The organism is Janthinobacterium sp. SUN100, from assembly GCF_030397705.1.
Taxonomy (GTDB): domain Bacteria; phylum Pseudomonadota; class Gammaproteobacteria; order Burkholderiales; family Burkholderiaceae_D; genus Janthinobacterium; species Janthinobacterium kumbetense.
The window spans coordinates 303,820-330,635 of sequence record NZ_JAPUBU010000004.1; the positions used below are offsets into that span (position 1 = coordinate 303,820).

Consider the following 26,816-nt stretch of genomic DNA (forward strand, 5'->3'; position numbering starts at 1 on the left):
CGGTGCCTGCCGCGCCAGCGTCAGACGATTTTTTGCCGGTCCGCGATCAGCGCTTCATAGGTGAGGTTTTGCAGCAAGGTGTAGTGGGTCGGTTCCAGGTCGATGAATTGCACGCCATATGTATAGATTTCCGCCACCTCGGCGGCGTGGCCATTCGATGGCTTGCCCACGCTGACATTCTGGATGCGCGCGCGCGTGTTGACGCGCATCTGATGCTTGTTCGGCTGCACCAGCAGGGTAAAGCTGAGGGCCACGCCGTCGTCGTCCGGCGTGAGCATGCTGGGCGCCTCGATCAGCGCGCCCGAAACGCTGAGGTTGACGATGAACACGGGCACGGCCGCCACATCGCGGTAGCTGAGCTGCGCCGGGATGTCCACTTTGACGCGCATGGCCGTGCGCAGGCTGGTGCCCTGGATGGCGTCGGGAAAGCTCAGGTGGACATAATTGAGCGGACGGCCAAAGATGCGCAGCACGCTGCAGGAAAACGAACACACGGTGACGCCGGAAAACACGCGGATGGTCAGTTTGTCGCCCTCGTTGAGCATGATGGCGGCGCCGTTTTCCATGGGAATCTTGACGATCAGGTACTCGTCTTTCACATAGCCGATCAGGGTCGAGAAATGCTGGATGGGTTTGATGGTGCGGTGCGTGATGAACTGGATGCGTCCACCCACCTGCAGATTCATGGCCTCGAATTCGAAGTCCTGGAGCTTGGTTTCTGCGGTGGGCTTGTTGCTTGTCATGCGATGCTCATCTGGATATGGACGACTCGCAGTATGCATGATTTCTTGATGAAAAAGCATTTATATCAATGAAATTCATATTGGCATCGAAAAATGCCATGTACGCGTGCCTGTGCAGGACTCAGGCTTTACAATTGCATCAATATTGACGAATGTAAATCTTATGCCGCGCAGCTACTTCTGGACGATGTTGTTCTTGATCCTGCATCAAATCGACGCTGCCTACTGGAAAGAGTGGGAGATGTTCCATGTGCCGGGCGGCGTGCAGGGTTTTCTGGTGTTTAACTTGGTTGCCATTGCCGTCGTACTGGCTGGTTACCGGCATGTGCTGCTGGCCACCCCGCAGGCAGCCCTGTATGCGGGCATCTGCGCTGCGCTGGGCGCAGGCACCTTCCTGATCCACGCCGGCTTCGCGCTGGCGGGACTGGCGCAATTCCACTTGCCCCTGTCGATCGCCATCATCGTGCTGTGCCTGGCGTGTGCCGTGTGGCTGTTGGTTGCATGGCATGCAAGTGACCGCGGCACAAGGTAAGTGCTCTGAGTGTCGTATCTGCAGCCCTTGCGGTAAATAATCATGGATGCGCAGACATACATCGTTTGCAAGACTGGGTATGCCCATTGTTTGTGGCGGAATGGCTGGCAAGAAGATGGATGTCGCTGTTCAACAAGTACCAAGGGCGCTACTCCCCTTGTTCGGCGCATTGCAACTTGCCTTATTTCATGGCCAAGATACCAAGGTCTCGGGTGCGGCAACTGATAAGGATACGGTGGTTTATCTCATTGAGCGCGCATCAAGCATGTAGTGTCTGCTCGTTTGAATGACTGTAGGACCTCGTACAGTACTGTGCTTTCCATGTCATAGCTAGTCTCCCAACCGCATACATGCGCCACGTACAATGTTTCGAACATGCTTTGAGCATGTCGATGAATTGTGAGTCCTGTCGTAGTGTTCCATATCAAACTGTGATATCGATTTTTTCCTGATGGTGGCGTAGAGACGAGCGATTCTCGGCAGTTGACGCGAAGATGTGTCGTTGATAAGACATGAGCCATTTCTACGGTGGTTACATGAGACAGGCACATACTGTGTTGGCAAGGTATTCCTAGTTGAGAAAAAGAAGGAAGGCAGCGTTGTTGCTACTGATCTGTAGACGCATGATAAAAATGACGCGCATGATTTGTATCAAATTGTAAAAAATGTTTCTTTTTTGAGGGCGGGAAGCTTGATTTTTTCGTGTGCGAATCTTACTTCTTCGTGAATCTGTTACACTTTAGTGATTTTCGATGTGTTTTCATGGAAAAATTGAAATAATAGCATTGTGTTTTTTATGGATTGATTATTTCCGGTTGTTTTTTATGTTTTTGCCATTTTTATGTCAGTAAGCAAGTTTCAGCGGGTCTCGATAGAGAAGTGCCTGATCTGCTGGTAGTTAAATGATTTACTTAGCTGTCGTTGGATTTAAAAAATCAAGATGGTTTAATTTTTTACCAAAAAAAATATTAATGATTCAGAGATAAGAAATGAAAATTATTAAATGTATGCTGGCTATTTTTTTGGGCTTAGTCATGGCCTCATGTGGCGGAGGTAGTTCCGGTAGTTACAGTAGCCCTAGTGATCCTGTTTCTCTTCCTGTTGTTACTTATCCATTGCCGGAACTTCGGTTTTTGGTAATCGGGCAGTCCATATCTTCCAACTGTAATGAATATAAATATGGTCCGGTCGACAATGTATTCCAGATAGGTAGTAATGGATCAGTAAAAGCGGCGGCGGATCCATTTGAGTGGGCGGATTGTGATAGAGGTTCAATGTGGATGCCTCTTGGAAAAAAACTGATCGATGCGGGTATCGCGCGAAAAGTGATATTTATGCCGATTGGTGTCAGCGGGTCAAAAGTTGAAGATTGGCAGGTGAATGGCGCTGCATTTAAAAAATTGAACGCGGCAATTTCTTTAATCCAGGGGAAAGGGATTGATTTTGATTTTGCCATATGGCACCAGGGCTCTTCAAATATTGGAATGGAGAAGAATGTATATATGACTCGTCTTGGGTCGGTAATTGATTATGTCAATGAACGAGTCAAAATTAATCGATGGCTTATAGGAGTGCACTCGCGTTGCTTTGGTGGATATGATCGTAATATCGAGTCGGCCCAATTGGAGATGGGTAACATGCCAAGGCTAAAACGTTTCATCGGAGCGAATAATAATTTATTAGGAGATGAGTATCGCATTGATAGTTGTCATCTTAAAAAAAATGGCCAGGATGAAATGGCAGGGATGTGGTTGGAGTCAGTGAAATTGGCTCTTAAATAAATAGAACTGAGTAATAAATGAAATTGGACTTTAGATATTTTTTAGATAATTTTCGTGGTATGGCGATAATTTTTGTAATTTTGTCACATATGCCATCTATTCAGGAAATGGGAGGTGCAGGAAAGTATTTGAATTTTATTTTGACGGATGCTACAACTTGGTTTGTATTTATTTCAGGATATCTTTTTTGTTATATTGAGGCAAATAAATTCAATTATGCGGAATATTTAATAAAAAAGGCAAAGTATGTAATTCTTCCATATTTTTTCTTTGCGTTTATTGCCTTGTCCTTGAAGTTGTATGTCTCGCAAAATGTTCTATTTGATTTGACCGCTGTAAACTATGTATTGTGGTCTCTGCTTGTTGGTTGGGCTATTGTCTTTCCGCTCTGGTTTATACCAATGATTGTAATATTCTTCTTGATGACGCCATTTTTTAATGCCTTATCGAAAACAAAATTATTATATGTGGTAACTTTTTTTGCATTGATTTTCAGCACATTTTCTTCCCGTCCAATAAATAATTCAAATGCCATTCTGGCATTCCTGCATTTCGCTGGTTTTTATTTATTCGGCGTGCTGGCGGCAAGTAACGCAGCGCTACTTGAAGGACTGAGTAGATATACTAAGACAAAAATTATTATTGTTTCATTTATCGTATTTATTATTTCCATCTCGTTGTATTTTAGGCAGCCAAAATTTCCTCCTGATTTTCCTCCTGATTTTTTTAGCGGAATGGGAATGCCGAACTATATCTCAATTGGAAAATTGGCATTGTTGGTAGCCATATTTTTTATTTTTGAGCGATTTATGAATCGTGAAAATAAAATACTGGGATATTTTGCAAAGATAAGCTTTGGGCTGTTTTTTGTGCATGGCTTTGTTATTTATGCATTTTCCAAGCTGATGGCTAGAAATGTATTTTTCAGTGAGACTGGAAAAATATTTCTGGAGGTTGGCGTTGTTTTTGCGGTGTCGGTTACCGTTGTTTTGGTAATGAAGAGAGTTTTGAAAAAACGGAGTCGCTATGTTCTCGGGTGTTAGATTTTTTGTTGTTGCAATGTTGTTTTTATTTTCATTTTCAACAAACGCTCGGGACCTTCATATACTCGTGATGCAAGAGGGCGGGGCGGCGGATTGCCGCGAAGCGCCACATGAAAAAAAGGTTCAGGGCGTGTATTTACTTGATCTGAACGGACAAGAGACCCCTGCTCGTCTTTCGACTGGTCGGACCGACTGTGCTGCTGATAATATTTCTGTGCTTTTAGGTCAAAAAATGATACAGACAGGTATCGCTGAACGCGTCTTTTTCATGTCAATTAGCGCATCGGGAGAGCATGTACATGATTGGCTGACAGGTGGGGCCCTCTACAAAGATCTACAACTCGCCGTAAAAGCGGAAAAATTAAAAAAAATAAAATTTGATTATGCACTTTGGCAAGGTTGGTTTATTGATGAAAAATTGACGGAATCTCAATACAACGGCGAAGTTAGGCGTGCAGTCAAATCCGTGAGCCTCGATATGAAAGTGGAAAAATGGATTATCGGACGTAATGGCAAGTGTGGTCAGAAAAAAACGGCACATACTAGCTCGGTCAAATGGGAAGTTCTATTAAATCGGTTTCCGGGGCCGGATATTGGTCAGCTCAATGATGAATACTATTCTGGAAATTGTGGGATGAATGAGTTAGGGCAAAATGCATTGGCTCAGTTATGGTTTGATACAATAAAAAGTGTTGATATTGCCAGTGGTAAATATCAGAGAGAATCTTTATTGTATTATTTTAAGTAAGATTAAGGTATCACACGTCGTTAAGAATGAGTGCGAATGTGTCGGAAAAGGACTCGAGCTCCCTGAGCCGGCAGCGATATTCGTTGACGTAGAGTCTTTCGGTCGCACCGCAGAATTTTTTGCAGACCACGTTGCTGTACGCCAACGTGGCCAAATTGTTGAGTCTCCATCTCGCTGTCCAATCGCCCGACTCGCTGCCATTTTTTTCAAATCGGGCGCACTCTGTTTAACCATGCTGCGACCGATAGTCATGAATCGTTAGGAAGCCGATCTGCGTGGACGTCGGCGCTTCCATTTCACGTTTGTCTAGCCTTCGGTGTCGGTCCAGGCGCTTCGTATGCTGCAAATTGGCGACAGGCATAGATTGCGACGTATGGCTCGCCATAGCTAGCAGCTTATGGTTGCCTGCGACAGAGTTTTTGATTGTAATGTAAAAAATTAGAAAAATGGGACTGGTAGTCGTACTCCTCCTGGTTTCAATAAATTTATTCCTCTTCCCCCCTAAGAGCAGGTTGTAATTTTTATACTGCGTATGGACGCACGCGAAGATCGCCTGCGTCATTTATTCCAATGCGACATAACTTTCGATTTTTATCAATAACGAGATTTTGTTGTTCGATATAGTACATGATGTGATGTTAGTTCTTTTCGCCGCGTATGAGCAATATCCTAGGTTTAACCATGCTGCATGGAAGATGACGTGGAAGTGGATGCTTGCTAGGGCCGTATGTTCGAAACATGATTTTTTCTATGGATGTCAAAATGATTTCAATGATGAAAAATCTTCGTTTGTTCAGGTATCTTATTGGGTTGCATTGCGGTTTGATAATTGCCGCATGCGGTGGTGGTACTGGTAGTGCTCCTGATACGCCTGTGATTATCCCCATCATCCCTATTACTCCAGTGACTCCAGTGATCCCTGTCACCCCAGTCACCCCCGTTATTCCTATCGTTCCCGTCACTCCAGTCATTCCAGTCACCCCCGGTATTCCTGGTTCCTTGCCGGAACTACGAATTTTGGTCATCGGTCAATCGATATCGTCGAATTGTAATGAGCATGTTTATCCTGCCGTGGATAATGTATTTCAAGTAGGTAAAGATGGGGCAATAAAAATTGCAAGCGATCCATTTGAATGGGCCGATTGCAATAAAGGATCAATGTGGATGCCGCTGGGGAAAAAGCTTATTGTGGGTGGTGTCGCGCGTAAAGTTATTTTTATGCCGATCGGTGTGGGGGGGACTAAAGTGACAGATTGGCAGGCTGGTGGCGTAGCATTTGGAAAGTTTAACAGTGCAATCGGATTAATCCAGGCACAGGGAATCAAATTTGATTTTGCTTTTTGGCATCAAGGTTCTTCTGATTTCGGTACCGACAAGGATTTGTATATTCAGCGATTGAGTGAAGTAATCGACTACGTCAATACTAAAGTCAAGGTGAACCGCTGGATAATTGCGGTTCATTCTCGTTGTGGGACGGCATATGACCGTAATATCGAGTCTGCTCAACTGGCATTTGGCAATGTACCTAAATTAAAACGTTATCCCGGACCAAACACTAATTTATTGAGTGATGAATATAGGTTTGACGCTTGTCACCTAAATGAAAAAGGACAAGAGAAAATGGCCTCGATGTGGCTTGATTCAATAAAAGCTGCTCTTGAGTGAGATCGAAGGAATTGCGTCAAGATTGTTTTAATTGTAATTCAGTGTATTATTTGCATGATGATCAAGCGACCCCATGCATTTAGGAGGCCATAATCGCCACTGCGTTGCTGGCCATATCTTTTTGCATGGCAAGCGCCATGCATCTGCCTGCGTGGAGCTGGCTGCCAACCTCACTACGTGGTGGCAACTAAACTCGTAAGCTTGCCACCGGGGCTCACACAGTAGCTGTCCAGTCGCCCGACTTGCCGCCATGTTTTTCCAGCACGCGCACGTTCGTCATGACCATGCCCCGGTCGACGGCCTTGCACATGTCGTAGATCGTCAGCAAGCCGATTTGTATGCAAGTGAGCGCTTCCATTTCCACGCCCGTCTTGCCCGTCGTGTCGACCTGGGCGCGGCAGTGCACGCTGTTGGCCGCCTCGTCCACTTCAAAATCGACGGTGACGCGCGTGAGGGCCAGCGGGTGGCACAGGGGAATCAGGTCGCTGGTGCGCTTGGCGCCCATGATGGCGGCGATGCGGGCGATGCCCAGCACGTCGCCTTTCTTGGCGGTGCCGGAAATAATCAAGGCCAAGGTGGCGGGCTGCATGCGGATGGTGCCGGCGGCCACGGCGCTGCGGCGCGTGTCTTCCTTGCTGCCCACGTCGACCATATGGGCCTGGCCCGTGGCGTCGAAATGGGTCAGTTCCCCGGCGGGGGCTTGCTTGTCTGCTGTTGTCATGGCGTCAAAATAGGTGAGGAGTGGGGGCGCGGCACGCCTGGCCACGACGTCATGCCACTGGCATGGCGCATGCTTGTTGCGTGGGAATGGGCGCCGCGAACAAGGTATGATAGCACCCGTGAATTCAAAAACTCTTCTTCCGATCGTCCTTGAAAACGCCGGCGCGGCATGGCTGCGCAGCTCCCGGTGCGCGTCGGTGCTGGCTGCATTGTGGCTGGCGGCACCCTGTGCGCTGGCGCAAACCTATACCTCCGCGCCCGCGGCGCCGGCTGCCAGCGTGGCGGCCAAGCCGGCCGGCAGCTGGACGCCGCTGGCCGTGCCGCCGGCGCCGAATCTGCCGAACCTGGGCGATACGTCGCGCGAAGACCTGTCGCCGGCGATGGAGCGCAAGATCGGCGAGGAAATCATGCGCGGCATCCGCGGCGACCGCGACTACCTCGACGATGCGCCCTTGCTGGAATACCTGAATACCTTCGGCAACGCCCTCGTGGCGGCGCGTCCCAGCGTGCGCGGCGAAACGAATTACGACTATTTTTTCTTTGCCGTGCGCGATCCCCAGTTGAACGCGTTTGCCTTGCCGGGCGGCTTCATCGGCGTGCACTCGGCCCTGGTGCTGGCGGCGCAAACGGAGGCGGAACTGGCTTCCGTGCTGTCGCACGAGATCGGCCATGTGGCGCAGCGCCATATCGCGCGCATGCTGGGCCAGCAGCGCCAGGATGCCCTGATGCCGCTGGCCGCCATGCTGCTGGCGGCGCTCGCTTCACGGGCGGGCGGCGACGTGGCCATGGGCGTGTTTGCCGCCGGTCAGGGCCTGGCCATCCAGCGCCAGCTCAATTTCGGCCGCGACGCCGAACGCGAGGCGGACCGCATCGGTTTCCAGATCATGGGCGAAGCCGGTTTCGACACCACCGGCATGGTGGCCTTCTTCGGCCGCATGCAGGCGGCCAGCCGTTCGTACAGCGACCTGATGCCCGCCTATCTGCAGACCCACCCGCTGACGACCGAACGCATCGCCGACATCCAGGCGCGCATTCGCGAGCAGCCGTACAAGCAGCGTGCCGACAGCCTGAGCTTCCACCTGGCCCGGGCCCGCGCCCGCGTGCTGCAGGATGAGAGCGTGCAAGGCTTGTTGAATGCCAAGGCTCTCTTCAAGACGCAGCTGGAACAGCAAAGCCGTTTCCAGGTGACGGCCGCCCATTACGGCCTGTCTTTCGTCGCCGTCAAGCAGGGCAAGCCTGTGGAAGCGCAAAAGGAACTCGATGCGGCCAATGCGGCCCTGCACCAGCCGGCCGCGCCGAATGTGTTGACGTCGGGCGGCACGCAGGGCCCCAATTCGCTGCTGGCGGCGATGGGGCTGGAAGTGCTGTTGATGCCGGCGCAAAAGAAGGACGTGGCGCAGCAGGCCCTGAAGGCGGCGGACGCTGCGCGCCAGCAGTTTCCCCTGTCGCGCGGCATTGCCCACCAGTATGCGGAAGCGCTGATGGCTGCCGGCAAGCTGGAGCAATCCACCCTGTATTTGCGCGAGCAGGTGCAGCTCTATAAGGAAGAGCCGGAACTGTATGATTTACTGGCGAAAGCCTATGCGGACCAGGGCAAGATGACCTTGCAGCACATGGCGCTGGCCGAATCCTACGTGCTGCAGGGCGCCACCATGGCCGCGCTGGACCAGCTGACGATTGCCCGCAAATCGACGGACGCGACCTTTTATGACCAGGCCGTGATCGATGCGCGCGAGCGCGAGTTGCAGGAAAAACGCCGCGAACAGATCAAGGACCAGAAGGGGTAGCGCTTACCCGGCTTGCGGCGCCTGCTGGAAGCCGAAGGTTTGCGCTACGCCGGCATAGGCCAGCGGCTGCACGGCAATCTCCTTGCCGGCATGCAATAGAGTCAGCTTGCCCCGCTGTTCTTCCAGCCACGCCAGCAAGGCGTCGTCGCTGGCTTGCCGGCCGTCGATGCGCAACGCGGGCAGCACCTGGGCCATGTCGCGGTCATCCACCTGCGCGACGATGTCGCCGTGGCGCAAGATCAGCGCGCCGTTATCGCACCAATACGCTTGCGCGATCTGTTCCAGCGGCGCACCCGTCTGCAAGACAAAACCGTGCTGCGGGTCGCTGCGGGCGATGTAGGGCGTCGCTTCCAGATTCACGTACACGCGCTGCGGGCCATTCTGGAAAAACCAGCAACCGCGTTCGTCCTGGGCGTAATTGCGGTTGATAAAGCTCAACAGGGCGGTGTGGGCGATCTTGTCGCCCGGCAGTTGTTGCTGTTGCGCCTGCTGGTCGCGCATGCGCCAGTGGCCGCGCGCGTCCAGGCCCAGCCAGCCGTAGCAGTGGGGCACGTTCGGCCATTTGGCCAGGGCCTGTTTGACGAGTTCATCCATGTGTAGCGTTTTCCGTGTGAGTGCGCGCATCGCCAGCGTGACAGGTTTGCGGCGCCGATGGCGCCGTGTTGCCGCCTTCAAAAAAGTGGATCAGGCGCTGCGGTAGCCAGCGTGTGCTTCCCGGCAACTTGCCTGCCGCAAAGCCGACGTGGCCGCCGTGGCGCGGATACTCGAGCGTGACCGTCGGTGCGGCGCTGCGTGGCAAGAAGCGTCCGGGCAGGAAAGGATCATTTTGCGCATTCAGTACCAGGGTCGGCACGGTAATGTCCGGCAAGACGTGCTTGGCGCTGGCGCGGTGCCAGTAATCGTCGGCGTCGCGGTAGCCGTGCAGGGGCGCCGTGACGACGTCGTCAAAGGCGTGCAGGTCGCGCGCGGCCAGCATGGCGTCGCGCGCAAACAGGCCGGGAAACTGTTCCAGCTTGGCCAGGCATTTCGGTTTCAAGGTGTTCAGGAACATGCGCGTGTAGAGCCGGTTGGCGCCGGAAGACAGGGCCTTGCCCCCTTGCGCCAGATCAAGGGGGGCGGACACGGCCGCCGCCGCATCGACGAAATCGGCCTGGTGCTGCGACTGGCCCAGCCAGCACAGCAGGGCATTGCCGCCCAGCGAGACGCCGGCCGCGTAAAACTTGCCGGTGGCGCGCGGGCGCAGTGTGCGCACGACCCAGTCCACTTCCTGCACATCGCCCGAATGGTAGAAGCGCGGCGCCAGGTTCGCTTCGCCCGAGCAGCCGCGGAAATGCGGCACGGCGCCCGACCAGCCGCGCGCGGCCACCTCGGCCATCAGGGCGCGCGCGTAATGGCTGTTCGACGAGCCTTCCAGGCCGTGGAACAGCACCACGAAGGGCTGGCCCGGCTGGCCGTCGACCAGGTCGACGTCGACGAAGTCGCCATCGGGCGCTTGCCAGCGTTCGCGGCGGAAGGCCACGGCCGGCTTGGCGAGGCACACGGCTGGATAAATCGTCTGCGCGTGGCCGCCAGGCAGCCAGAGCGGGGCAGTATAGGAAAGAGACAAAGACATCAGTGCAGGATCTGCGCCCCCGTGGCGTCGGCCGGCGCGCCGCCCGGCGCGATGGAGGCATGGTGCAGCACGATGCGCCAGCCGCGCGGCGTTTTCACGTACACATTCGTCGCCAGCAGATGCGCCGGACCGCCTTCTTCCTGGGTGACGCCTTCGATCACCGTGTGCACCGAACTCATCAGGTTGTGCGTTTCATGCAGCTGCGCCGGCACGATGTGCAGGCCGCCGCCCGCCAGGATGGTTTCCCACGAGGCGCGGATGGCGGCATGGCCGATCAGGCGCGCGCCGCCCGGATGGATGCAGACGATCTCTTCATCGTCGGCCCACAGCGCCATCAGCGCTTCGAGGTCGGCGCGGTGCAAGGCATCGTAGAACGCCGCTTCGACTTCCGCGGCGCTGCCATTGAGTTCTTTCAGACGTTTCATGACGACTCCGGCTTGAGCGGTACAGCTAGCTGTGTAAATGAAAACGGCGCGCTGGGGGCGCGCCGCTGGGCAGTTTAATGATGGCCGGCGCTGGCGCCTTCCTTCAGGGTGTAAGCCGTGCCGCAGTATGGGCACTTGGCGATACCGTCCTTGTTGAATTCCAGGAACACACGCGGATGCGACGACCACAGCGGCATGGCCGGGTTAGGGCAGTGGGCTGGCAGGTCTTTACTGTCGAGTTCGACCGCTGGCTGGGTGGTGTTTGTCATCTTGTCATGCTCCGTGAGGCTGTATGGAAGGAAGTCGGCGGCTGCCAAAACCACGATTTTAACGGATTCAGGCAGACAGCAAAAATCATGGCTAAAATGGCGGCTCGATCATCTTCGGCTGCGGCGCGGGTTTTTACGGAAATATGGCAGCTGCAGCGCCACACTGACTGGATTTGCCTTGCCGGTATCGCCGTTGTCACCCTTGTCGCCACGCACCATTGTTGTGCAGTTACCACAGTACGCCTGCCGGAGCGCCGCGTGAACGCCGTCCTGGCCGCCAAGGACGACGCCCTGCTGAAAGATGCCTGGCGCGCCGGCCTGAATCTGGGTGCGCCCACCCTGCTGGGCATCGCCGCCTGGGGCATGGTGGTGGGCGTGGCCATGGTGAAAAGCGGCTTGACTGTAGCGCAGGCGGGGGCCATGACCCTGTTTGTCTTTGCCGGCTCGGCCCAGCTCGCGTCCTTGCCGCTGCTGGCCGCGCATGCACCCGTGTGGGTGATCTTCGCCACGGCCCTCGTCGTCAATTTGCGTTTTGTCATCTTTTCCGTGCTGTTGGCGCCCCATTTTTCCCATCTGCCGTGGCGCCAGCGCTTTGGGCTCGGCTATGTGGCGGGCGACATCACAGTGGGCCTGTTCCTGCAGCGCTATCCGCACGAAACGCCGGACCCGGCCAAGCTGCCTTTCCTGAAAGGCTTGATTTACCCCAACTGGCTGGCCTGGCAAATCGGTTCCTTCATCGGTATCGTGCTGGGCGCCGTCGTGCCGGCCGAATGGGGGCTGGGTTTTGCCGGGACCCTGGCGATCCTGTGCGTGACGGTGCCGCTGATCCTCAGCCGCGCGGCCCTGTGCGGCGTGCTGGTGGCGGGTGCGGTGGCCGTGCTGGCCTACGGCCTGCCATATAAACTGGGCTTGCTGGTGGCCGTGCTGGTGGGCATGGTCAGCGCCATGGCCGTGGAAGAATTGACAGAGAAATGGACAAAACGCCATGTTTGACGGCATAGACTGGGGCAGGGCCGACGTGTGGATCGCCATCGCCGTGCTGGTGGTGGCGACAGCGGCCACGCGCAGCACCTTTTGGCTGATCGGCCATCACATCACCATTCCGCGCCGCGTGGGCGAGATGCTGCGCTATGCGCCGGCCTGCGCGCTGGCGGCCATCATCGCGCCCGACATGCTGATGGAGGGGCAGCAAGTGCACTTCGAATTGTCGAATTTGAAACTCTTGTCCGGTATTGCCGCCACGCTCTTTTTTGTGATTCGCCGCAATATGCTGCAAACCATCGTGTTCGGCATGCTGGTTTTCACGGGCTTGCGACTGTTGCACGTTTTTCAGTAAAGCAGGACAAATCGGGGATTTGCTCTGGTCATTGCGGTAAAATAGCGCACTTCCTTCCACTCGTCATCTGGATCGCCATGTCAGCTGTTCTCAACTTCATCCGTCTGCAAGATTTGATCGCCCAAAATGCACTGCAAGGCAAGCGCGTGTTTATCCGCGCCGACCTGAATGTCCCGCAAGATGACAGTGGCAAGATCACCGAAGATACGCGCATCCGCGCCTCGGTGCCGGCCATCCGCGCCGCGCTGAACGCTGGCGCCGCCGTCATGGTGACGTCGCACCTGGGCCGCCCGACGGAAGGCGAGTTCAAGCCGGCCGACAGCCTGGCGCCCGTGGCGGCCCGCCTGTCCGAGCTGCTGGGCCAGGAAGTTGCATTGAAACAAAACTGGGTCGATGGCGCCGGCCTGGACAACCTGGCTGCCGGCCAGGTCGTCCTGCTGGAAAACGTGCGTGTCAACAAGGGCGAAAAGAAAAACAGCGATGAGCTGGCGCAAAAAATGGCCAAATTGTGCGATATCTACGTCAATGACGCGTTCGGCACGGCTCACCGCGCCGAAGCGTCCACGCACGGCATCGCCAAGTTCGCGCCCGTCGCCTGCGCCGGCCCGCTGCTGGCCGCCGAACTCGATGCATTGGGCAAGGCGCTGCACGCGCCGGCCCGCCCGCTGCTGGCTATTGTTGCTGGTTCGAAAGTATCGAGCAAGCTGACCATCCTGAAAGCCCTGTCCGACAAGGTCGATAACCTGATCGTCGGCGGCGGCATCGCCAACACCTTCATGAAGGCCGTCGGCTTGAACGTCGGCAAGTCGCTGGTGGAAGCGGAACTCGTCGAGGAAGCGAAAGCCATCATCGACATCATGGCCAAGCGCGGCGCGCAAGTGCCGATTCCCGTCGATGTCGTGTGCGCCAAGGAATTCTCGCCCACGGCCGTTGCCACCGTCAAGGACGTGGCCGACGTGGCGGACGACGACATGATCCTCGATATCGGCCCGAAAACGGCGGCCCTGCTGGCGCAGCAAATCGGCGCCGCCGGCACCATCGTGTGGAACGGCCCCGTCGGCGTGTTCGAATTCGACCAGTTCGGCAACGGCACCAAGACCCTGGCCCTGGCCATTGCCGATTCGAAAGCTTTCTCGATCGCTGGCGGTGGCGACACCCTGGCGGCGATTGCCAAATACGACATTACCGATAAAATCAGCTATATCTCGACGGGCGGCGGCGCTTTCCTGGAGTTCCTGGAAGGCAAGACTTTACCCGCCGTTGAAATCCTGATGCAGCGCGCCGCTTAAGGCGCTGCCGTCAGCAATTCAGTACCAAGCGCAGCCTGACCGCTGCGCTTTTACCTTGCCGGGCGGTTCAGCCGCCAGGTCTTGCTCACCTTCGCTCGCGCACAAGGACTCCTATGCCACGCGGTACAAAAATCGTAGCAACAATCGGCCCCGCTTCCACCGACTTCGATATCCTGGTGAAGATGATACGTGCGGGCGTCGACGTGGTGCGTTTGAATTTTTCCCACGGCAAGGCGCAAGACCATATCGACCGCGCGGCGCTGGTGCGCCTGGCGGCGGCCGAGTGCGGCCGCGAAGTGGCCATCATGGCCGACATGCAAGGGCCGAAGATTCGCGTCGGCAAGTTTGAAAATTCCCGCATCCAGCTGGAAGCGGGCGACAAGTTCATCCTCGACGCCAAGTGGGGCGAAAACGGCGAACTGGGCAACCAGGAGCGTGTCGGCCTCGACTACAAGGCCCTGCCGCGCGACTTGCACAAGGGCGACGTGCTGCTGCTGAACGACGGCCTCATCGTGCTGATCGTCGAACGCATCCACGGCAGCGAAATCCACACCACCGTCAAGATTGGCGGCGAGTTGTCGAATAACAAGGGTATTAACCGCCAGGGCGGCGGCCTGTCCGCGCCCGCGCTGACGGCCAAGGATATGGAAGATATCAAGACGGCCATGAGTTTCCAGGCCGACTATCTGGCTATTTCCTTCCCGAAATGTGCGACTGACATGGAAATGGCGCGCCAGCTGGCCAATATCGCCGGCGAACCGTATCACCACAAGCCGATGATGATCGCCAAGATCGAGCGCGCGGAAGCTATTCCCGCGCTGCAAGAAATTCTCGACGCGTCCGACGGCATCATGGTGGCGCGCGGCGACCTGGCGGTCGAGGTGGGCAACGCGGCCGTGCCGGCCTTGCAGAAACGCATGATCAAGATGGCGCGCGCGTCGAACAAGATTGCCATTACGGCAACACAGATGATGGAATCGATGATCGTCAACGCCGTGCCGACCCGCGCGGAAGTGTCCGACGTGGCCAATGCCGTGCTCGATGGCACGGACGCCGTCATGACGTCGGCCGAAACGGCCTCGGGCAAGTACCCGATCGAGACGGTGGAAATGATGGCCGCCATCTGCGTGGAAGCGGAACAATCCGAATACAACAAGCTCGATGCCGATTTCCTCAACGTCACCTTTACCCGCATCGACCAGTCGATCGCCTACGGCGCGCTGTTCACCGCCCATCACCTGCGCGTCAAAGCCATCGTGGCGCTGACGGAATCCGGTTCCACCGCCTTGTGGATGAGCCGCCACAGTATCGACACGCCGATCTACGCACTCACGCCCAGTGTCACCACTTTGCGCAAAGCCGCGCTGTACCGCAATGTTCGGGCGTATCATCTGATGCAGAACGCCCCCAGCGCGCAAGTGCTGAAGCAGGCGGAAGAGCTGCTGGTGGCGCAGGGCATCGTCCGCAAGGGCGACATGATCGTCGTCACCTGGGGCGAGCCGATGGGGCAGGTGGGCGGCACGAATGCCTTGAAGATTGTGAAGGTAGGCGAATTCGAGTAAAAACTGCCCAGGGCGTTGTTGCATTGCCTAGTTGTACTAGTTGTACTGCCTTCGGCAACGCGCCTAGCCCTGAGCAGTTTGTTGGACGTTCTAATTTAGTTGAAAGAATTCAGGCGCCGCCGCGGTTATTGACCACCGCGAAGCGCCGCAACGGTTTCTATTGTTATCTGGAGTATTACCATGTCTCTCGTATCCATGCGTCAACTGCTGGACCATGCCGCCGAAAACGGTTATGGCATTCCTGCTTTCAACGTCAACAACCTGGAGCAAGTGCAAGCCATCATGGCCGCCGCCGATGCGCTGAACAGCCCGGTGATCATGCAAGCGTCCGCTGGCGCGCGCAAGTACGCCGGTGAAGCGTTCCTGCGCCACCTGATCGACGCGGCCGTCGAAGCGTATCCGCACATTCCTGTCGTCATGCACCAGGATCACGGCCAGTCGCCGGCCGTCTGCATGGCCGCCATCCGCTCGGGTTTTACTTCCGTGATGATGGACGGTTCGCTGGAAGCGGACGGCAAGTCGGTCGCTTCGTATGAATACAACGTGGAAGTGTCGCGTGAAGTGGTGAAATTCTCGCACGCCATCGGCGTGACGGTGGAAGCGGAACTGGGCGTGCTCGGTTCGCTGGAAACCATGAAGGGCGACAAGGAAGACGGCCACGGCGCCGACGGCACCATGACCCGCGAGCAACTGCTGACGGATGTGGCGCAAGCGGCCGATTTCGTGCAGCGCACCCAGTGCGACGCCCTGGCGATCGCCATCGGCACCTCGCACGGCGCGTACAAGTTTACCCGCAAGCCGACGGGCGACATCCTGGCCATCGACCGCATCAAGGAAATCCACGCGCGCATCCCGAACACCCACCTGGTGATGCACGGTTCGTCGTCGGTGCCGCAGGAATTGCTGGCCATCATCCGCGAATTCGGCGGCGACATGAAGGAAACCTACGGCGTGCCAGTCGAGGAAATCCAGGAAGGCATCCGTCACGGCGTGCGCAAGATCAACATCGACACCGACATCCGCCTGGCGATGACGGCTGCCGTGCGCAAGTATCTGTTCGAGAACCCGTCGAAATTCGACCCGCGCGACTTCCTGAAGCCAGCCCGTGCCGCCGCCGAGCAAATCGTGCGTGCGCGCATGCAGGCGTTCGGCTGCGAAGGCCAGGCGTCGAAAATCAAGGTCATCACGATGGAAAAAATGGCCGAGCGCTACAAGGCCGGCGAGCTGTCGCAAATTGTGAAGTAAAATTCTGTCTGGAACGGGCCGGAAGCAATGCTCCGTGCCCGATTTTCTCGACCGGCGGGCACCCCCTGCCCGCCGGTTTCGTTTCATCCAACTATTCCCCCGCTATGAACAGCCTCTATCAGACTTCCATCCACTCCCTGCCATTGCTGGGCCACGGCAAGGTCCGCGACAATTACGCCGTTGGCGACGACAAGATCCTGATCGTCACCACGGACCGCCTGTCGGCCTTCGATGTCGTCATGAACGAGCCTATCCCCGGCAAGGGCAAGGTCCTCAACCAGATGAGCGATTTCTGGTTCGAGAAACTGGGCCACATCGTGCCGAACCACCTGACCGGCGTGGCGCCGGAATCCGTGGTGGCGCCAGAGGAAGTGGAGCAAGTGCAAGGCCGCGCCGTGGTGGCCAAGCGTTTGAAACCGATCATGGTCGAGGCAGTCGTGCGCGGCTATATCATCGGTTCGGGCTGGAAAGATTACCAGGATACGGGCAGCATCTGCGGCATCGCCTTGCCAGCGGGCTTGCAACAGGCGGAAAAACTGCCGGAGCCGATCTTCACCCCGGCAGCCAAGGCCGAACTGGGCGAGCATGACGAAAACATCAGCTTTGCTGAAATGGAAGAGCGCATCGGTGCCGAGCTGGCCGCCAAGATGCGCGACGTCGCCATTGCCCTGTACAAGACGGCTGCCGAATATGCGGCCACGCGCGGCATCATCATCGCCGACACCAAGTTCGAATTCGGCCTGGACGACAATGGCGTCATGCATCTGATGGATGAAGTGCTGACGGCCGACTCGTCGCGCTTCTGGCCTGCCGATTCCTACCAGCCAGGCATTTCGCCGCCGTCGTTCGACAAGCAATTCGTGCGCGATTACCTGGAAACATTGACCTGGGGCAAGACCGCGCCAGCGCCGGCGCTGCCGGCCGACGTCATCGAAAAAACCCAGGCCAAGTACTTCGAAGCCATCGAACGCCTGACGGGCGAGAAGCTGAAGGCCTGAGATGAGCGAGCACAATAAGCCGCTGGTCGGCGTCATCATGGGGTCGTCCTCTGACTGGGACGTGATGCAGAATGCGGTTGCCATCCTGAAACAGTTTGGCGTGCCGTACGAAGCGCAAGTCATTTCCGCGCACCGCATGCCCGACGAGATGTATGCGTACGCGAAAAGCGCGCGCGCGCGCGGCTTGCGCGCTATCATCGCCGGCGCCGGCGGCGCAGCCCACCTGCCTGGCATGGTGGCAGCGATGACCATCGTGCCCGTGCTGGGCGTGCCCGTGCCATCGAAATACTTGCGTGGCGAAGACTCCATGTTGTCCATCCTGCAAATGCCCAAGGGCGTGCCGGTCGCCACTTTCGCCATCGGCGAAGCGGGCGCGGCGAATGCGGCGCTGACGGCCGTGGCGATGCTGGCCGCCAACGACGATGTCCTGGCCGAAAAGCTGGAAGCTTTCCGTACCACGCAAACGGCCGCCGCCAAGGCCATGGTCTTGCCTGATTAATATGTTTGAAAAATAATGAATAGTAAATCGACTTCCCCATTGCTGCCTGCCGCCCATCCACCGGCATGGCTGGGCGTGATGGGCGGCGGCCAGCTCGGCCGCATGTTTGCCCAGGCCGCACAAGGCATGGGTTATCAGGTGGCCGTACTGGAACCATCCGACGCCTGCCCTGCGGGGCAGGTGGCGCAGCGCCTGGTCCATGCCGCATATGATGATGTGGCCGGTCTCGACGCCCTGGCGGCGCAATGCCTGGCCGTCACCACGGAATTCGAGAACGTGCCGGCCGACAGCCTGTCGCGCCTGGCCGAACGGGTATTCGTGGCGCCGGATGCGCACGGCGTGTCGGTGGCGCAAGACCGCATCGCGGAAAAGCGTTTCTTTGTCGACTGTGCAGCGAAATCGGGCGTGTTGCCGGCGCCGCATAGGGTCATCGCCACGCAGGACGATATCGACGCCATCGGCGACGACTTGCTGCCGGGCATCTTGAAAACCGTGCGCATGGGCTATGACGGCAAGGGCCAGTTCCGCGTGCGCACGCGCGACGACGTGCGCGCCGCCTTTGCGGAAATGGGCGAGGTAACTTGCCTGTTGGAAAAAATGTTGCCGCTGGCGTATGAAGTGTCCGTGCTGACGGCGCGCGGCGTGGATGGCGAATCGGTCGTGTATCCGATCGCCGAAAACGTGCACCGCGACGGCGTCCTGTTTACCACCACCGTGCCGGGCCCGAACGTGTCGGACGACTGCGCCGCCAGGGCGCAGCGGGCGGCGCAAGCCATGGTCGCCGAACTCGGCTATGTCGGCGTGCTGTGCATCGAATTTTTCGTGCTGGACGACGGCAGCCTGGTGGTCAATGAAATGGCGCCGCGTCCCCACAACAGCGGCCACTACACGATGGACGCCTGCGTCACCAGCCAGTTCGCGCAGCAGGTGCGGGCCATGGCGCGTCTGCCGCTGGGCGACGTGCGCCAGCATTCGCCGGCCGTGATGCTCAACATCCTCGGTGACGCCTGGTTTGCCGGCGACAGCGATGTTGCCTGCGAACCGGCGTGGGACCAGGTGCTGGCGCTGCCGGGCGCATGCCTACACCTGTATGGCAAGGACGACCCGCGCCGTGGCCGCAAGATGGGTCACCTGACCTTCATCGCGGCCACCTTGCAAGAGGCGCAGCAGCGCCTGCGCGACGCTTGCCTGATCCTGGGAATTGCGCCGTGAGCGTGCCTGCACAAGATCTGGCGGCGGCCGCTGCCGTGCTGGAAGCGGGCGGCCTCGTCGCTTTCCCGACGGAAACGGTGTATGGCCTGGGCGCCGATGCGGAAAACCCGGCCGCCGTCGCGCGCATCTACGAAGCCAAGGGCCGGCCTTCGGACCATCCCGTGATCGTGCACGTGGCGCCTGGCGCCGACCTGGCGCACTGGTCCGACGATATCCCGCCCGAAGCGCAGCAACTGGTGGCTGCCTTCTGGCCTGGTCCGCTGACCCTGATCGTCAGGCGCGCCGCGCATATTCCCGATGCCGTCTCCGGCGGCCAGGATACGGTGGGCTTGCGCTGCCCGTCGCACCCGGTGGCTATCGCATTGCTACGCACCTTCAAGGGCGGCAAGGGTGGCCTGGCGGCGCCGTCGGCGAACAAATTCGGCAATGTCAGCCCCACCACGGCGCAGCACGTGCGCGATGAATTCGCGGCGGAACTCGCCAGCGGCTTGCTGGGCCAGGTCCTCGACGGCGGACAGAGCGATGTCGGCATCGAGTCGACCATCGTCGACCTGTCGCGCCTGGCCACGCACGGTCCCGTGCTGTTGCGTCCCGGCCATATCAGCAGCGAGCAGATCGCCGCCGTCATTGGCCGCGCACCAGCCGTGGCGGACGCGGCCGCGCCGCGCGCCTCAGGCACCCTGGAATCGCATTACGCACCGCACACGCCTGTTGCGATGCAGCACAGCGACGACGTGCGCGCCACCTTGAACCGCCTGCTCAATGACGGGCGCCGCGTGGCCCTGATCCACTACTCGGATCTGCCGCCGGCCAGCGCCAGCGTGCGCCTGGCAGCGACCCCGGAAAATTACGCACATGCGCTGTATGCCTCGCTGCGCACGATGGACCAGGTCGGCGCCGAGCTGATACTCGTCGAAGCACCGCCCACCGGCCCCGCGTGGCTGGGCGTGAATGACCGTCTGCGGCGTGCCGCCTTCGGTTCAAGTGGTATCTTGCAGCAATTTCTGTCCGCATAATAAAAGCCCCGCAAGGGGCTTTTTCTTGATGCAGCGCAATAGAGATGCTTGCCACGAAACATCTTATATCCTCCATAATTCAGCGGATCGCCCGGTCGTGACGGGGCGCTGGCAGTGTTGTTATTTCGTTGATTTTTAAAACATATTTTCTATACAAGCCTGAGGAACGATGGCATATTAGTTGGGTAGCGAATAGCACGCCCGTTCGTTTAGAAACCAGAAAAAAGACCGAGGAGACAAAATGCATCAAACAAAATTCGCGCTGGCCGTGCTGGCTGCGGCTGTCCTGGCAGGTTGCGGCGGCGCCAGTGGCGGTGATCAAGCCTTGAAAGTCAAATACACGGCGCAGGTGTCGTTCGGCGACAGCCTGTCCGATGTCGGTTCGTATGCCGTCGCCGGCGTGGCGGCGAGCGGTGGCGGCAAATTCACCATCAATGGCGACAATACCAAGATCAATCCTGAACTGACGGGCAAGAACTGGACCGAGCACCTGGCCGCGCAATTCGGCTTGCCGGCGCCATGCGCCGCCGAAACGGGCCTGGAAGGCAGCATTCCCTCCCTGCAGGCTCCGCGCGTCAAGCATGCGGGCTGCTTCGGCTACGCCATGGGCGGTTCGCGCGTCACCAACCCCGTCGGCCCGAACAACAAGTTGGCGGGCGGTGCGCTGGGCGCCCTGACCGTACCCGTGGTGACGCAGATTGCGAACCACCTGGCCGTTTCCGGCGGCAAGTTCAGCGGTACGGAAGCCGTCTTCGTGATGGCGGGCGGTAACGACGTGCTGTATCTGCTGGGTGCATTGCAAACGGGCGCGACGGACGCCGGCAAGAAGGCCGGTGCGGCTGCGGGCGCCCAGGCTTTCGCCACCAACCTGGCGATGGCCCTGGCGGCCGGCGCCACCAATCCAAACACGGCAGTGGTTGCCATTGGCACCGCCATCAAGACGGCCAGTGCGGCGCCTGGCGCCACGTCGACAACCATCGTCGGTGCCGCCGTGCAAGCTGCCATGATTGCGGGCAATGCGAATGCCCAGACGCTGGCCCCGGCCCTGGCCGCCAAGGCACAAGCCGACGCGACGGTGACGGGCAACGCCGCCGGCGCCAAGGCCGGTGCCGATTACGCTGCGGCACAGGGGCCGTTGCTGGTTGCCGCCATGGGACAGGCCGGCAAGGAGCTGGTAGTGCTGGTCAAGGACCAGATCATCGCCAAGGGCGCCAACTATGTCATCGTCAACAACCTGCCGGACGTGGCAGGCACGCCATCGGGCCTGAGCAAGGATGCCAACACCAAGGCGCTGATCAATGCCATGGTCAACACCTTCAACGGCGAGCTGAGCGCGGGCTTGAACGGCAATGCGAAAGTCTTGCTGGTCGACGTGTTTGCCGTCAGCCATGACCAGGGCGTCAATCCTGGCCCGTATGGCTTGACCAACGTCAGCGAGACGGCCTGCGACCTGAGCACGGCGAAGAATTTCCTGGGCAGCTCGCTTGTGTGCAATGGCACGAACCTGAAAGCGGGCGACGTCAGCCATTACTCGTATGCCGACGAAGTGCACCCTACGCCGTTCAACAACCTGTTGCTGGCCCGTTATGTGGCCAAGGACATGGTCGTGCGGGGCTGGCTGTAAGGGATGGCCGTACCGGCTGTGCCTGAGAGGCGCGGCCGGTGCCGGCAGCGACAAGACTCGAAAGCGGAACACTCCGCACATACTGAATCAGGAGACAAGATGAAGAATCGTTTGAATACCGCCGTACGCGTGCTGGCCGCGGCTGCCGCGATGGCCATGGCGACGGGCGCTTCGGCGCAAAGCGCAGGCACCTGGATGGCCAAGGCTGGCCTCAACAAGATCACGCCGCACGTGGACAGTGGCGACATTTCCGCGCCGGCATTGCCGGGCACCAAGGCCGACGTCAAGTCGGATACCAAGCCCATCCTGACCTTTGCCTACATGATCACGGACAATGTTTCCGCTGAAATGATTTTGGGTGTGCCGTACAAGCATGACCTGATTGGCGACGGTTCCATCAAGGGCACGGGCAAGCTGGGGACGGCGGAAGCCTTGCCCCCGACAGCCTTCATCCAGTACCGTTTCTTCCAGCCCAATGCCATGATCCGCCCATACGTGGGCGCGGGCTTGACGTATGCCTATTTCCAGAAGGAAAAAGGTTCGGGCCAGATGACGGCCTTGCTGGATCCGGGTGGAAAACCAGTGACGTACCGTATGGACAACAAGCTGACAGGCAGTCTGGTGGTCGGCAGCACCCTGGCCTTCAACGAGCGCTGGTTTGCCGATGTGGCGGTGGTCAAGACCTACCTGAAAACCAAGGCGAAATTCTCCACGGGGCAAACGCAGGACATCAAGCTCGACCCGGTCGCCGTGAGTATCAGCATCGGGTATAACTTTACCCTGTAAAACAAAAAATCCGCCTCGGCGGATTTTTTTTTGTCCCGCTCAGGCTGGCGGTGTATTGAACTTACCATTGTGGAAGATCAAGGGCGGCTGCGCGGCAAACGCGCATTGTTCCACTTCGCCCACGAAAATGACGTGGTCGCCTTCCGGATAGCGGCTGCGGTTGTGGCATTCGAACCAGGCCGATGCGCCTTTCAGGATGGGCTGGCCCGTGCGCGACAGTTCGTACTCCACGTCGTCGAAGGGATTCGGCGTGCGTCGTGAAAAGCGCGTGGCCAGTTCCGCCTGGTCGGCGCCCAGCACATTGATGACGTAATGCGAGTTGCCGCTGAAAATGGGCATGCTGTTCGCCACGGAACCGAGGCTCCACAGCACCAGGGGCGGCGACAGCGAGACGGAATTGAAGGAACTGGCCGTCAAGCCACGGAAACTGCCGTCGGCCAGGCGCGTCGTAATGACCGTTACGCCGGTGGCAAACTGCGACAGTGCCTGGCGGAAATGTGTCGTATCGAATTCTTGCGCGGGCGCGCGGGGAGAGCGTGTGTTCATGGGTGACCTGTCTATTTGCTGACATTATGCCAAAAATCGGCCATGCCAGCGCAATCGTGGCCGGCATGCCCGTATGTGCGGTGTCCCACGCGCCGTTTCAAGCGGCGCTGCAAGCCATGGCGCTTTGCGTTACAGTGGTGAAATGATAAGTCGCAGCAGCGTTGCGGGAGGACATCATGAATCAACAGGCGGAAGTGGCGGTATTCGGCGGTGGCTGTTTCTGGTGCCTCGCCGCCGTGTATGGGGAAGTGCGCGGCGTGACGCGCGTCGAGTCCGGCTACACGGGCGGCGGCGTGCCCCATCCCAGCTACGAACAGGTTTGCAAGGGCGACACTGGCCACGCGGAAGTGGTGCGCCTGGAATTCGATCCTGCCATCATCGCTTACCACGACTTGCTGGAAATCTTTTTCACGCTGCACGACCCCACCACCTTGAATCGCCAGGGAAATGATGTCGGTACGCAATTTCGCTCCGTCATCTATTACCAGTCGGCCGCGCAGGAAAGCGTGGCGCGCAAGGTCGTGGCCGAAATGGCCGGCGTGTGGGATGCGCCCATCGTCACGCAGCTGGCGCCGGCCGCCACCTTTTATCCGGCCGAGGATTACCACCAGAATTATGTCGAGCAGCATCCCTTGCAGGGCTATTGCGCCCTCGTCGTCGCGCCCAAGGTGGAGAAATTCCGCGCCATGTACGCGGGCCGCCTGAAGTAAGACGGCCCCGCGCGCCTGTCAGGGCGCGAGCACGGGCGCCGGCCTTGTTTCCTGCATATTTTCCTGCGCATACATGTAGTTGCGCGACCAGGGCAGGGTGGACGAGCGCCGGCCCGCCTTCACGCAGACGATCTGGTACAGGCTGATCAAATCTTGCTCGAAGGCATAGGCGCAGCCGGCCAGGTAGACGTGCCAGATGCGGAAGCGCCGTTCGCCCGCCAGCGGACGGATCTGCTCGGCATTGGCTTCGAAATTCTCCGTCCACAGGGCGCAGGTGCGCGCATAGTGGCGGCGCAGGTTTTCCACGTCCAGCACTTCCAGTCCCCCCTGCTGCATGGTTTTCAGGACATTGCCGATGTGCGCCAGCTCGCCGTGCGGAAACACATACTTTTCGATGAATTCGCCGCCGCCATACGGCGTTTCGCCATTGTCCGGGTCGGTCGAGGTGATGCCGTGGTTCATCGCCATGCCATCGGGCGCGAGCAGCTTGTGGATGATGGAAAAGTAGTCGGGCAAGTGTTTCAGGCCCACGTGCTCGAACATGCCCACGCTGGTGATGCGGTCGAACTGGCCCGTGACGTCGCGGTAGTCTTGCAGGCGGATATCGATCAAGTGGGCCAGGCCGGCCGCCGCCACGCGCTCGCGCGCCAGCGCGTACTGGTTCTCCGACAGGGTCACGCCCACGCAGCGGGCGCCATATTGCTGCGCGGCACGAATCACGAGCGCGCCCCAGCCGCAGCCGATGTCGAGCAGGGTCTGGCCCGGCTGCAGCTGGATTTTCTTCAGGATATGGTCGATCTTCTTGACTTGCGCCTGCGCCAAGGTTTCATCGCCGTGTTCGAAATACGCGCAGGAATACACGAGGGCGGGGTCGAGAAATTGTTCATAGAACGCGTTCGACACGTCGTAGTGGTAGCGGATGGCTTCGGCATCCTTGCTCTTGTCGTGCGTAAAGCTGCGCACGATGCGGGCCAGCTTGCCTTCCGGCTTCAAGGTCGTGCGCGCCAGGGCATTGCAGATGGAAATCATGTCCATCGCCGTGCCCTTGACCTCGATATTGCCTTCCACATAGGCCGAGCCCAGGTTGGCCAGCGACGGGTTCAGCAGGTAGCGGGCCGAGGCGACGGTCGGCAGGCGGATGGTGACTCTGGGCGCTTCGCTGGACAGGTCGACATGCTGGCCGTTCCACAATTCTATGCGTAGCGGCAAGGCGGTCTTGCTGCGGATGCTGGCAATCCAGGACTTGAGTTGGTTTTGTATAAACAAAATGGCCTCCAATGAAGCGGCCGCCATGGCAACCGCAAATTGAGAAACAATGTCATTTAGTAACTTCTACCCTCATAGCCTACACCTATATTGACCAGCTTGCTTTGCGCCGCCTTGCTTATCCTGTTCAGGGTTGCAGGCGCTGCATGCTCCATTGCCCGTCAGCATCGCGGGTAAACACGATGCGGTCGTGGAAGCGCGAGCGGCGTCCCTGCCAGAATTCGATGCGTTCCGGGTGCAAACGGTAGCCGCCCCAGTGGGCGGGGCGCGGCGGCTGCGCATCGCCGACGGCGGCGGCCACGGCCTCGTAATGGCTTTCCAGCTCGGCACGGCTGGCGATCGGTGTACTTTGCTGCGAGGCAATCGCCGACAGGCGGCTTTGCAGGGGGCGCACATTGAAATACTCGTCGCTTTCGGCCGCCGTGGTCTTCACCACCGTGCCCTCGATGCGCACTTGCCGCTCCAGTTCGCGCCAGAAGAACAGCAGGGCCGCGTGCGGGTTGTGCTCCAGTTGCTGACCCTTGTCGCTGTTGTAATTCGTGTACCAGGTGAAGCCCCGTTCGTCGAACTGCTTGATCAGCACGATGCGCGAGCTGGGCTTGCCGTCGGGATTGACGGTGGACAAGTCCATGGCATTCGGCTCCATCACCTGCGCGTGGACAGCCTCGGCAAACCATTTCTGGAACTGGGCGATGGGATCGGCCAGCACGTCCGTCTCGCTCAGGCTCGATTGCACGTAATCGGTGCGCATGGCCGCCAGCACGGCGGTCGCGTCCGGCGCTGCGGGGGCTTCCGGCGCATCGGGTGCGATGCCGCGGCGGCGCTGCATGGCCGTGCCCAGCTGCTCCATCTGTTGCGCGCTGAACAGGCGCTTGGCCATGGGCGCCAGCTGGCCTTCTTCCTTGGCCATGTGGGCCTGGTAAGCGGCAACATAGTCGCGCACCCCGTCGGCGGACAGCTGCGTGCCCGTGCCGGCAGCGATGGCGTCCAGTTCCGGGCGCAGGGTCAGCCAGGCCTGGTCCATGCGCTGGTGGTCGGCGAGGATTTCCGGCACCAGCGTGGTCAGCAGGGCGGCATCGTCGCCGGTGGCGGTGGCCTGCAGCATGGGCATCAAGTCCTGCTCTTCATCGTCATGGTGCAGATGGGCCGCTTTATTGAAATATTGCAACACCGCCTTGGCCGCCTGCTGCGCGTCCGCCGTGTTGCCGTGCTGCGCCAGATGGCCCAGCAGGTTTTGCAGGGTCGTCAGCTGCTTGCGGATCTTGTCGTGGCAATGCTTGAGCACGGCGATGGGCTGGTCAAAGCCGGGAACGGAGTCGAACAGGGGAGAGGTCATGGCGAGTTCTCGTGGTGAGCGGTGTGGGGGCGCGGCGACAATTGCTCTTGTCGCTGTGTCAATTCG

The 26,816-nt window shown here is 58.5% G+C and carries 27 protein-coding genes; 18 read left to right on the plus strand and 9 right to left on the minus strand.

Annotated elements, in window-relative coordinates:
- Window positions 1-20: 20 nt before the first annotated feature.
- Window positions 21-743, minus strand: coding sequence for a flagellar brake protein (locus O0881_RS21450; protein ID WP_289912938.1), 723 nt, complete (start codon window positions 741-743; stop codon window positions 21-23).
- Window positions 744-906: 163 nt separating this feature from the next.
- Between O0881_RS21450 and O0881_RS21455 the strand changes: the two genes are divergently transcribed.
- The 5 genes from O0881_RS21455 (at window position 907) to O0881_RS21475 (ending at window position 6,512) form a co-directional block, all read left to right on the plus strand.
- The gene (locus O0881_RS21455) at window positions 907-1,275 is read left to right on the plus strand and encodes a DUF6713 family protein (protein ID WP_289912940.1); all 369 of its coding nucleotides are present in this window, start codon (window positions 907-909) and stop codon (window positions 1,273-1,275) included.
- A gap of 989 nt (window positions 1,276-2,264) precedes the next feature.
- Complete coding sequence (locus tag O0881_RS21460; RefSeq protein WP_289912942.1) at window positions 2,265-3,056, plus strand: sialate O-acetylesterase; 792 nt, start codon at window positions 2,265-2,267, stop codon at window positions 3,054-3,056.
- Window positions 3,057-3,073: 17 nt separating this feature from the next.
- A complete protein-coding gene (locus O0881_RS21465; RefSeq protein WP_289912944.1) occupies window positions 3,074-4,099 on the plus strand; it encodes an acyltransferase in 1,026 nt (341 codons plus the stop codon).
- Window positions 4,083-4,847, plus strand: a complete 765-nt coding sequence (locus O0881_RS21470) for a hypothetical protein (RefSeq protein ID WP_289912946.1) — start codon at window positions 4,083-4,085, stop codon at window positions 4,845-4,847. Before O0881_RS21465 ends, O0881_RS21470 begins: the two co-directional genes overlap by 17 nt.
- Before the next feature lie 762 nt (window positions 4,848-5,609).
- Window positions 5,610-6,512, plus strand: a complete 903-nt coding sequence (locus O0881_RS21475; protein WP_289912948.1) for a sialate O-acetylesterase — start codon at window positions 5,610-5,612, stop codon at window positions 6,510-6,512.
- 214 nt (window positions 6,513-6,726) lie between these two features.
- Here the strand turns inward: O0881_RS21475 and moaC are convergent, their stop codons facing one another.
- Window positions 6,727-7,233 carry a cyclic pyranopterin monophosphate synthase MoaC gene (moaC, locus tag O0881_RS21480; RefSeq protein ID WP_289912950.1) on the minus strand — a complete coding sequence of 169 codons (507 nt, stop codon included), beginning with the start codon at window positions 7,231-7,233 and terminating at the stop codon, window positions 6,727-6,729.
- A 196-nt stretch (window positions 7,234-7,429) separates the two neighbouring features.
- On the opposite strand from moaC, the gene O0881_RS21485 reads away from it, so the two are divergent.
- Window positions 7,430-9,019 carry a M48 family metalloprotease gene (locus tag O0881_RS21485; RefSeq protein ID WP_289912953.1) on the plus strand — a complete coding sequence of 530 codons (1,590 nt, stop codon included), beginning with the start codon at window positions 7,430-7,432 and terminating at the stop codon, window positions 9,017-9,019.
- Between the two features lie 3 nt (window positions 9,020-9,022).
- On the opposite strand, the gene O0881_RS21490 is transcribed toward O0881_RS21485, so the two are convergent.
- From O0881_RS21490 to O0881_RS21505, 4 genes are all read right to left on the minus strand, one after another.
- Window positions 9,023-9,613 (minus strand): DUF2946 family protein, encoded by a 591-nt coding sequence (locus tag O0881_RS21490; protein WP_289912955.1) that lies wholly within the window; start codon window positions 9,611-9,613, stop codon window positions 9,023-9,025.
- Window positions 9,606-10,631: an alpha/beta fold hydrolase gene (locus O0881_RS21495; protein WP_289912957.1), complete on the minus strand. Its 1,026-nt coding sequence runs from the start codon at window positions 10,629-10,631 to the stop codon at window positions 9,606-9,608. Before O0881_RS21495 ends, O0881_RS21490 begins: the two co-directional genes overlap by 8 nt.
- Window positions 10,631-11,056 carry a nuclear transport factor 2 family protein gene (locus O0881_RS21500; RefSeq protein WP_034780622.1) on the minus strand — a complete coding sequence of 142 codons (426 nt, stop codon included), beginning with the start codon at window positions 11,054-11,056 and terminating at the stop codon, window positions 10,631-10,633. Before O0881_RS21500 ends, O0881_RS21495 begins: the two co-directional genes overlap by 1 nt.
- A 74-nt stretch (window positions 11,057-11,130) precedes the next feature.
- Window positions 11,131-11,325, minus strand: coding sequence for a zinc-finger domain-containing protein (locus O0881_RS21505; protein WP_289912961.1), 195 nt, complete (start codon window positions 11,323-11,325; stop codon window positions 11,131-11,133).
- 258 nt (window positions 11,326-11,583) lie between these two features.
- On the opposite strand from O0881_RS21505, the gene O0881_RS21510 reads away from it, so the two are divergent.
- The 11 genes from O0881_RS21510 (at window position 11,584) to O0881_RS21560 (ending at window position 22,892) form a co-directional block, all read left to right on the plus strand.
- Window positions 11,584-12,318: an AzlC family ABC transporter permease gene (locus tag O0881_RS21510; protein ID WP_289900146.1), complete on the plus strand. Its 735-nt coding sequence runs from the start codon at window positions 11,584-11,586 to the stop codon at window positions 12,316-12,318.
- Window positions 12,311-12,661: an AzlD domain-containing protein gene (locus O0881_RS21515; RefSeq protein ID WP_099666364.1), complete on the plus strand. Its 351-nt coding sequence runs from the start codon at window positions 12,311-12,313 to the stop codon at window positions 12,659-12,661. Before O0881_RS21510 ends, O0881_RS21515 begins: the two co-directional genes overlap by 8 nt.
- Window positions 12,662-12,738: 77 nt before the next feature.
- Window positions 12,739-13,950, plus strand: coding sequence for a phosphoglycerate kinase (locus O0881_RS21520; RefSeq protein ID WP_289912963.1), 1,212 nt, complete (start codon window positions 12,739-12,741; stop codon window positions 13,948-13,950).
- Between the two features lie 113 nt (window positions 13,951-14,063).
- Complete coding sequence (gene pyk / locus O0881_RS21525) at window positions 14,064-15,512, plus strand: pyruvate kinase (RefSeq protein ID WP_099666366.1); 1,449 nt, start codon at window positions 14,064-14,066, stop codon at window positions 15,510-15,512.
- 180 nt (window positions 15,513-15,692) lie between these two features.
- Entirely contained in the window at window positions 15,693-16,757 is a 1,065-nt protein-coding gene (fba, locus tag O0881_RS21530; protein ID WP_289903317.1) for a class II fructose-bisphosphate aldolase, read from the plus strand.
- A gap of 104 nt (window positions 16,758-16,861) precedes the next feature.
- Window positions 16,862-17,755, plus strand: a complete 894-nt coding sequence (locus tag O0881_RS21535; protein WP_099666367.1) for a phosphoribosylaminoimidazolesuccinocarboxamide synthase — start codon at window positions 16,862-16,864, stop codon at window positions 17,753-17,755.
- Window position 17,756: 1 nt separating this feature from the next.
- Window positions 17,757-18,254, plus strand: a complete 498-nt coding sequence (purE, locus tag O0881_RS21540; protein ID WP_289900147.1) for a 5-(carboxyamino)imidazole ribonucleotide mutase — start codon at window positions 17,757-17,759, stop codon at window positions 18,252-18,254.
- Window positions 18,255-18,269: 15 nt separating this feature from the next.
- Window positions 18,270-19,466, plus strand: coding sequence for a 5-(carboxyamino)imidazole ribonucleotide synthase (locus O0881_RS21545; RefSeq protein ID WP_289912967.1), 1,197 nt, complete (start codon window positions 18,270-18,272; stop codon window positions 19,464-19,466).
- A complete protein-coding gene (locus O0881_RS21550) occupies window positions 19,463-20,482 on the plus strand; it encodes an L-threonylcarbamoyladenylate synthase (protein ID WP_289912969.1) in 1,020 nt (339 codons plus the stop codon). The genes O0881_RS21545 and O0881_RS21550 overlap by 4 nt, the downstream gene beginning before the upstream one ends.
- A gap of 241 nt (window positions 20,483-20,723) precedes the next feature.
- The gene (locus O0881_RS21555; protein ID WP_289912971.1) at window positions 20,724-22,106 is read left to right on the plus strand and encodes an SGNH/GDSL hydrolase family protein; all 1,383 of its coding nucleotides are present in this window, start codon (window positions 20,724-20,726) and stop codon (window positions 22,104-22,106) included.
- 99 nt (window positions 22,107-22,205) lie between these two features.
- Window positions 22,206-22,892, plus strand: a complete 687-nt coding sequence (locus O0881_RS21560) for an OmpW family outer membrane protein (RefSeq protein ID WP_289903322.1) — start codon at window positions 22,206-22,208, stop codon at window positions 22,890-22,892.
- A gap of 39 nt (window positions 22,893-22,931) precedes the next feature.
- On the opposite strand, the gene O0881_RS21565 is transcribed toward O0881_RS21560, so the two are convergent.
- Window positions 22,932-23,438 (minus strand): flavin reductase family protein, encoded by a 507-nt coding sequence (locus O0881_RS21565; protein ID WP_077408668.1) that lies wholly within the window; start codon window positions 23,436-23,438, stop codon window positions 22,932-22,934.
- Window positions 23,439-23,614: 176 nt separating this feature from the next.
- On the opposite strand from O0881_RS21565, the gene msrA reads away from it, so the two are divergent.
- Window positions 23,615-24,148 carry a peptide-methionine (S)-S-oxide reductase MsrA gene (gene msrA / locus O0881_RS21570; RefSeq protein WP_289912973.1) on the plus strand — a complete coding sequence of 178 codons (534 nt, stop codon included), beginning with the start codon at window positions 23,615-23,617 and terminating at the stop codon, window positions 24,146-24,148.
- A gap of 18 nt (window positions 24,149-24,166) precedes the next feature.
- On the opposite strand, the gene O0881_RS21575 is transcribed toward msrA, so the two are convergent.
- Window positions 24,167-25,414, minus strand: coding sequence for a cyclopropane-fatty-acyl-phospholipid synthase family protein (locus O0881_RS21575; protein ID WP_289912976.1), 1,248 nt, complete (start codon window positions 25,412-25,414; stop codon window positions 24,167-24,169).
- Window positions 25,415-25,541: 127 nt separating this feature from the next.
- Window positions 25,542-26,750 carry a pyridoxamine 5'-phosphate oxidase gene (pdxH, locus tag O0881_RS21580; protein ID WP_289912977.1) on the minus strand — a complete coding sequence of 403 codons (1,209 nt, stop codon included), beginning with the start codon at window positions 26,748-26,750 and terminating at the stop codon, window positions 25,542-25,544.
- Window positions 26,751-26,816: the final 66 nt, after the last annotated feature.